This is a genomic window from Azohydromonas sediminis (genome assembly GCF_003574675.1).
GTDB lineage: Bacteria > Pseudomonadota > Gammaproteobacteria > Burkholderiales > Burkholderiaceae_C > Calidifontimicrobium > Calidifontimicrobium sediminis.
The window spans coordinates 1-6,038 of the sequence record NZ_QOAZ01000062.1 but is presented as its reverse complement, the minus strand read 5'-3'; the positions used below and the strand labels follow the sequence as shown (position 1 = coordinate 6,038).

The window sequence follows — 6,038 nt, the reverse complement described above, 5'->3', positions numbered from 1 at the left end:
CTACTGGCGCCAGCAGGCGCAGGCCTCATCGACAACGACGGCTGCCAAAGAGGTAGCCCTGCAGGAGGGTTGAACCATGAGTACATGGCCCAACCGGGAGGCCTCCGGCGGCCCCTGCGGGGGGCTGGAAGACAGAGAATCCAAAAGCCCAAGCAGCCAACTTGACCGTCAGACCAGCCGGGTCTGACTCAAGCCAACAGGCCTCCTCGAAACCCGGTGCGGTTCACATGGGCAGCGGCAGCTTGCTGGACTCGAAGACGGTGCCGCTGACCAGGCTGCACTGGTAGCGGCAGGCGCTGCACTGGAAGTACAGCCGGTCCTGGCGGCGGAACTCGCTGTGCCAGCCGCCCTTGCAGCGCGGACACGTGAAGCCCTCGGGCCAGCGCCAGGCGCGCACGAGTGCTTCACACTGCGCCGCCGACCCGTACCGATCAAAGAACTCGGGCATCGACAGACCCCGCTGGTACTGCACTTTGTTCTGCGCCATCGCCAACCTCCAGTTCAGGTTGGCCCATCGTCTCAGGGCTCAGTCTCATGGCGTGCGACTCACCCTGTGGCGGCTGAACAATCTTGCTGATCAGGTGATCTCAAGCACTTGGCCGATGCGCTGGATGTCGTCGCCCGCACGAGCAACGCGCAAGGTCGTGACTCTGGCTTGGCAAGGGTGCACGCTGCCAAGTTCTACGGATTGGCCAATGCCATCGATTCGGTCGTCAAGATTAGCCAAGACCTTGTCGACGAATTCGTTGCTCGTTCCGACTATGTCGGCGCTCGGCAAGTCATCGAAGGGCACCTACTTCCGGTGGTCATCGAGCACAGGATGTTCGACAAGCTTATCTCGGTGCGCAGCCAATACGCTGTTGTATTGGCTTACTGCGGAGAGCACCAAGCAGCGGAAGCTGAGCTGACGAGGCTTGATCGCTATCTGCCTGGTCTACACGCAATTCAGCGCACAGAGATTGAGAACCAACGCGCGCTGGTGGCCACGTTGCGTCATCGTCAACTGGAGCATCGGTCGGAGAGGCAAGTCCAGACCGTGCCCAGGCGTCGCGAAAAGGTTGGTCGCAATGAGCCGTGCCCTTGCGGATCCGGCTTGAAATACAAGCGATGCCACGGAGCGGCTGGGATCTGAGCGCACATCTAAGGTCGAGCTCTTCCCCGCATACGCAAGGATGGGTGATGATGAATCGCCTTCATGTACCAACGACAAGGGAAGATGATCTGATCGCTGGAGGACTCGCGTCGTCCATGCATCACTCGTCAGATGTAAGGATTGCGATTCCGTGCGCCAACCTTTCCAAGAACTCGGCCGCGTCGTCGTAGTAGTTCTTGTAGGCCGACCTGATTTGCTCTGACGTGCTTCCTGGCACGTACACGACATCAGCCCCAGGCCGTTCGGACTCGAGGGGGCGATGTCCCGGAGTCTGTTGAACGCGTGAACTGAGGTGGCGGCTCCTTCGACCCGCATGCGCGAGCATGCGGGTTGCCTCGCAAGCAACCGAAGGAGCCACCGAGATGAAGTCTCACACGAAGTCGTCGTTGCGGGCCGTGCCCGCTGCGCAGGTTCAGATCTCGCTGCCCGTGCAGGGCGTGCTGCGCGATGTCCGCCACGCCTTCCTGGGCCTGTGCATCGACGCCGGCCAGAAGGTGCTGGCCGCGATGATGGAAGCCGACCGCATCGCGCTGTGCGGCCCCAAGGGCGTGCCCGACGCTGGCCGGCGCGCCGTGCGCGGCGGCACCACCGCCAGCCAGGTCGTGCTGGGCGGCCAGCGCATAGCCGTACGACGCCCAAGAGCACGCTCGACGACCGAGGGCGAACTGGCGCTGCGCAGCTTCGAGTGGGCCGCCGGGGACGACCCGCTGGACGCCGCCACGATGGCGGCCATCGCCGCGGGCGTGTCGACCCGGCGCTATGCCAGCACCCAGGAGCCGGTGCCAGCGGCGCACCAGCCTCGCGCAGCTTCCAAGAGCGCTGTCTCGCGCCGCTTCGTGCAGCTCAGCCAGGAGCAACTGGCGCAGTGGCTCGCACGGCCCATCGGCGAGCTTGACCTGCCGGTGGTGATGATCGACGGCATCCACTTCCGCGACCGCGTGATCCTGCTGGCGCTGGGCATCGACGCCCAGGGAAACAAGCACGTCCTGGGGCTGCGCGAGGGCTCCACCGAGGCCGCCCGCGTGGTCTCTTCGTTGCTGTCGGATCTGGTCGAGCGCGGACTCGACGCCCAGCGCATGCGGCTGTGGGTGATCGACGGCGGCAAGGCGCTGCGCAAGGCCATTGTCCAGACCTTCGGTGCGTGCGCGCTGATCCAGCGCTGCCAGGAACACAAGCGCCGCAACGTGCTCGAGCACCTGCCCGAGGACGCGCACGCCAGCGTCAAGCGAGCCTTGAAGGACGCCTGGTCGGCCTCGGACGCCGATCTGGCGCGCAAGCAACTCAGCCGCCTGGCGTCGTCCCTGCAGGCCAAGCATCCGGGCGCCGCCGCCAGCCTGCGCGAAGGCCTGGACGAGACGCTGACGGCCCAGGCGCTGGGCATCACCGGCGCGCTGTACCGCACGCTGCGCACGACCAACCCGATCGAGAACCTGAACGGCTCGGTGGCGCACTACTGCCGCAACGTCAAGCGCTGGGGCGACGGCCAGATGGTGCTGCGCTGGGTGGCCAGTGCGCTCAGCGACGCGGCCACTCGCATGCGAAAACTCCGTGGCTGCGGCCAGATGCGCTCACTCTTGAAGGCCCTGGATGCCCGCCGCCCGGAAAGCGACAACGGCGCCGTCCTGAAGGCCGCGTAGCATGACCACCAAGGAGCCGTCACCGGTCACGGTTCAACAGCGATCGGGACAACGCCTCGAAGCGCGCTTCGTGGAGCTGAGCGCGGAAGGCGTACAGCATCCCGACTTCGGGAAAGATGAGACGACAGCCCGCCACGTCATCCATGCGCGCGAGCTCCAGCTTGGGTTCGCGCAGCAGCTTGTCGAAGATCGTCGCCTTGCGCTTGTGACGCTGGATCACCTTGACGCCCCACTCCTTGGCGCGATTGCGCAGCAGGGCTTGGAAAGTGTTGATCACCGCCGCATGGGCGGCTCGCCAGGTCTCGATGACCTTGAGGTCTTCCTCAGTGGAGCGACCAGCGCGGATCGCATCACTGGCGTGGTTGACGCGGCTCTTCGAGCCCCCCTGGGAAACCAGACTTCGTCATGCGCCCCCTCCGTGACCGCGTCCATTGTCCAGGTCAGCGGCCGCAGGTCACCCGTGTGATTCCACCATCGGCGCGCGATCTGATCCGCCGATGGTGCAAATCCTTGTAAATCAACAACTTAGGACGGCTTGAATTGCAGTGAACCACTACAAAGCACTGTACTTCGCCGCACCGCATCCGCCTGCGCCGGAGGGTTTGCAAAAGCGGCCCGGCGCAGTCCGTCGAGCCGCCGGCTGAAGACCGCGGTGGCAGCGTGCGATTGACGCTAAGTTGTTGTCACGCTTGAGAAAAGAGGCAAGGCAATTGCATCAGCTGGATAATGCCGACGGGCACGGCCATGGAGGCCATGGTGGGCATCGGCAGTCGCCGGAGCGCACCGAAAACAACAGGGAATAGGCTCATGGACATGAATGCACACCCCCATCACGGCAGCGGTACACCGTCCCATCCGGCCACGCCAACGGATCTGAAGGACCCCGTGTGCGGCATGACCGTCACGGCGCAGTCTGAGCACACGTTGACGCACGAAGGTCGGCCCTACTACTTCTGCAGCGCGAAGTGCCAGGGCAAGTTCGCGGCGAACCCACTGCAATACCTCGCCCCGGCGCCTGCGCAGGAACAGGCCCCCGCGGCGGCGGGCACGGTGTACACCTGCCCCATGCACCCGGAGATCAGACAGGACCACCCCGGTAACTGCCCCAAGTGCGGTATGACGCTGGAGCCCTTGCTGCCCGAGCTGGAGGAACAGGAGAACCCCGAACTCAGGGACTTCCAGCGCCGCTTCTGGTGGACCTTGCCGCTCACTGTCGTCGTCACCGTGCTGGCCATGTTCGGACACAGCCTGGGCTGGTTCGACATGGCGGTGCAGAGCTGGATCGAACTCGTGCTAACGGTGCCAATCGTGCTTTGGGCGGGCTGGCCCTTCTTTGTGCGCGGCGCGCAGTCGGTGGTGAACCGCAGTCCCAACATGTGGACCCTGATCGGCCTGGGCACGGGGGCCGCGTTCGTCTACAGCGTCGCGGCCACGGTCGCGCCGCAGGCCTTTCCCGCCTCGTTCCAGTCCATGGGGCGGGTGGCGGTGTACTTCGAGGCCGCGGCGGTGATCATCTCGCTCACGCTGCTGGGTCAGGTGCTTGAGCTCAAGGCTCGCTCCCAGACCTCGGCCGCCATCCGTTCCCTGCTCGGGCTGGCGCCCAAGACGGCGCGGCGGATCGGCTCCGACGGGAAGGAACAGGACGTTCCGCTGGCGCATGTGCACGTCGGCGACCTGCTGCGGGTGCGCCCAGGCGAGAAGGTGCCGGTGGACGGCGTGGTGGTGGAGGGCCAGAGCGCGGTGGACGAATCCATGCTCACCGGCGAGCCGCTGCCGGTCAGCAAACAGGTGGGCTCCCCGCTGATCGGCGCCACGCTCAACACCAGCGGGGCGCTCGTGATGCGTTCGGAACGCGTGGGATCGGCCACCGTGCTGTCCCAGATCGTGCAGATGGTGGCCCTGGCCCAGCGTTCCAGGGCGCCGATGCAGCGCATGGCCGACCAGGTGGCGGGCACCTTCGTGCTGGCCGTGGTGGGCATCGCGGTGCTCACCTTCCTGGGCTGGGGCTGGCTGGGACCGGAGCCCAGTTGGGTCTATGCGCTGATCAATGCGGTCGCGGTGCTCATCATCGCCTGTCCCTGTGCGCTGGGCCTGGCCACGCCCATGTCGATCATGGTGGCTATCGGCCGCGGCGCCGGCCATGGCGTGCTGTTCCGCGACGCCGCCGCCATCGAGAACCTGCGCAAGGTCGACACCCTGATCGTGGACAAAACCGGCACCCTCACGGAAGGACGCCCCACATTCGAGCGCGCCCTTGGCGTGGCGGGCCACACCGACGCGGAGGTGCTGCGGCTGGCGGCCAGCCTGGACCAGGGCAGCGAGCATCCACTGGCGGCCGCCATCGTCGCGGGGGCCAGGCAGAAAGGGCTGGTGTTGGAGAAGCCTATGCAGTTCGACTCGGCGTCGGGCATCGGCGTGCGGGGCGTTGTGGGCGGGCGGGCGCTTGCATTGGGCAATACTGCCCTCATGGACCAGCTGGGGGTGGACACCTCGTTGGTGACGACAGAGGCCGAGTCGCTGCGCGGCCAGGGCGCCAGTGTCATGTACCTGGCAGTGGACCAACAACTGGCTGGCCTGCTGGCGGTGTCGGACCCGATCAAGCCGACCACCGCCGAGGCCCTGGCCTCGCTGCGCAAAGCGGGTATCCGCGTCGTGATGGCCACGGGCGACGGCCTGACCACGGCGCACGCTGTGGGCCAGCGCCTGGGCATCGACGAGGTGCACGGCGAAGTGCAGCCCGCCGACAAGCTCTGGCTCGTGGAACGGTTGCAGGCCGAGGGCCGCGTGGTGGCCATGGCGGGGGACGGCATCAACGACGCCCCGGCACTGGCGCGCGCCGATGTGGGCATCGCAATGGGCACCGGCACCGATGTCGCCATGAACAGCGCGCAGCTCACCTTGGTGAAGGGCGACTTGCGTGGCATCGCCACCGCGCGCGAACTCTCGGTGGCCACCGTGGCCAACATGAAGCAGAACCTGGGCTTCGCCTTCGTCTACAACGCGCTGGGCATTCCGCTGGCCGCCGGACTGCTGTATCCGATCACGGGCTGGCTGTTGTCGCCGATGATCGCCGCGCTGGCCATGAGCCTGAGCTCGGTGTCCGTCATCGGCAATGCTCTGCGCCTGCGCAACCGATAACGGACAGATTTACTGGGTCGGCCCTGCAAAACCCCCGCAACCCGCATGAACACTGGCTTTGCGGGGTGAATGCCGATGGCGCGAACTCCCAGCAACGAATCCAATAGGCC

Annotated in this window: 5 protein-coding genes; 3 read left to right on the top strand and 2 right to left on the bottom strand. The window is 66.0% G+C overall.

Annotated features, from left to right (window positions below; all coding sequences use genetic code 11):
• Window positions 1–223: 223 nt before the first annotated feature.
• Window positions 224–487: a transposase gene (locus tag DRV96_RS17370; protein WP_119293502.1), complete on the bottom strand. Its 264-nt coding sequence runs from the start codon at window positions 485–487 to the stop codon at window positions 224–226.
• Window positions 488–595: 108 nt separating this feature from the next.
• Here DRV96_RS17370 and DRV96_RS18670 point away from each other — a divergent pair, with 108 nt between their 5' ends.
• Complete coding sequence (locus tag DRV96_RS18670; protein WP_235823465.1) at window positions 596–1,132, top strand: YecA family protein; 537 nt, start codon at window positions 596–598, stop codon at window positions 1,130–1,132.
• Between the two features lie 383 nt (window positions 1,133–1,515).
• Entirely contained in the window at window positions 1,516–2,790 is a 1,275-nt protein-coding gene (locus DRV96_RS17360; RefSeq protein WP_162911128.1) for an IS256 family transposase, read from the top strand.
• Window positions 2,791–2,809: 19 nt separating this feature from the next.
• Here DRV96_RS17360 and DRV96_RS17355 read toward each other — a convergent pair whose 3' ends face one another.
• The gene (locus DRV96_RS17355) at window positions 2,810–3,067 is read right to left on the bottom strand and encodes a nucleotidyltransferase family protein (RefSeq protein ID WP_119293498.1); all 258 of its coding nucleotides are present in this window, start codon (window positions 3,065–3,067) and stop codon (window positions 2,810–2,812) included.
• Window positions 3,068–3,597: 530 nt separating this feature from the next.
• Between DRV96_RS17355 and DRV96_RS17350 the strand changes: the two genes are divergently transcribed.
• A complete protein-coding gene (locus DRV96_RS17350) occupies window positions 3,598–5,928 on the top strand; it encodes a heavy metal translocating P-type ATPase (RefSeq protein WP_119293496.1) in 2,331 nt (776 codons plus the stop codon).
• The last annotated feature ends 110 nt before the right edge of the window (window positions 5,929–6,038 follow it).

Excerpts from the sequence above, each read along its gene's own strand:
- DRV96_RS17370 (WP_119293502.1), bottom strand. The coding sequence starts at position 487 with ATGGCGCAGAACAAAGTGCAGTACCAGCGGGGTCTGTCGATGCCCGAG.
- DRV96_RS17360 (WP_162911128.1), top strand. The coding sequence starts at position 1,516 with ATGAAGTCTCACACGAAGTCGTCGTTGCGGGCCGTGCCCGCTGCGCAG.
- DRV96_RS17350 (WP_119293496.1), top strand. The coding sequence starts at position 3,598 with ATGGACATGAATGCACACCCCCATCACGGCAGCGGTACACCGTCCCAT.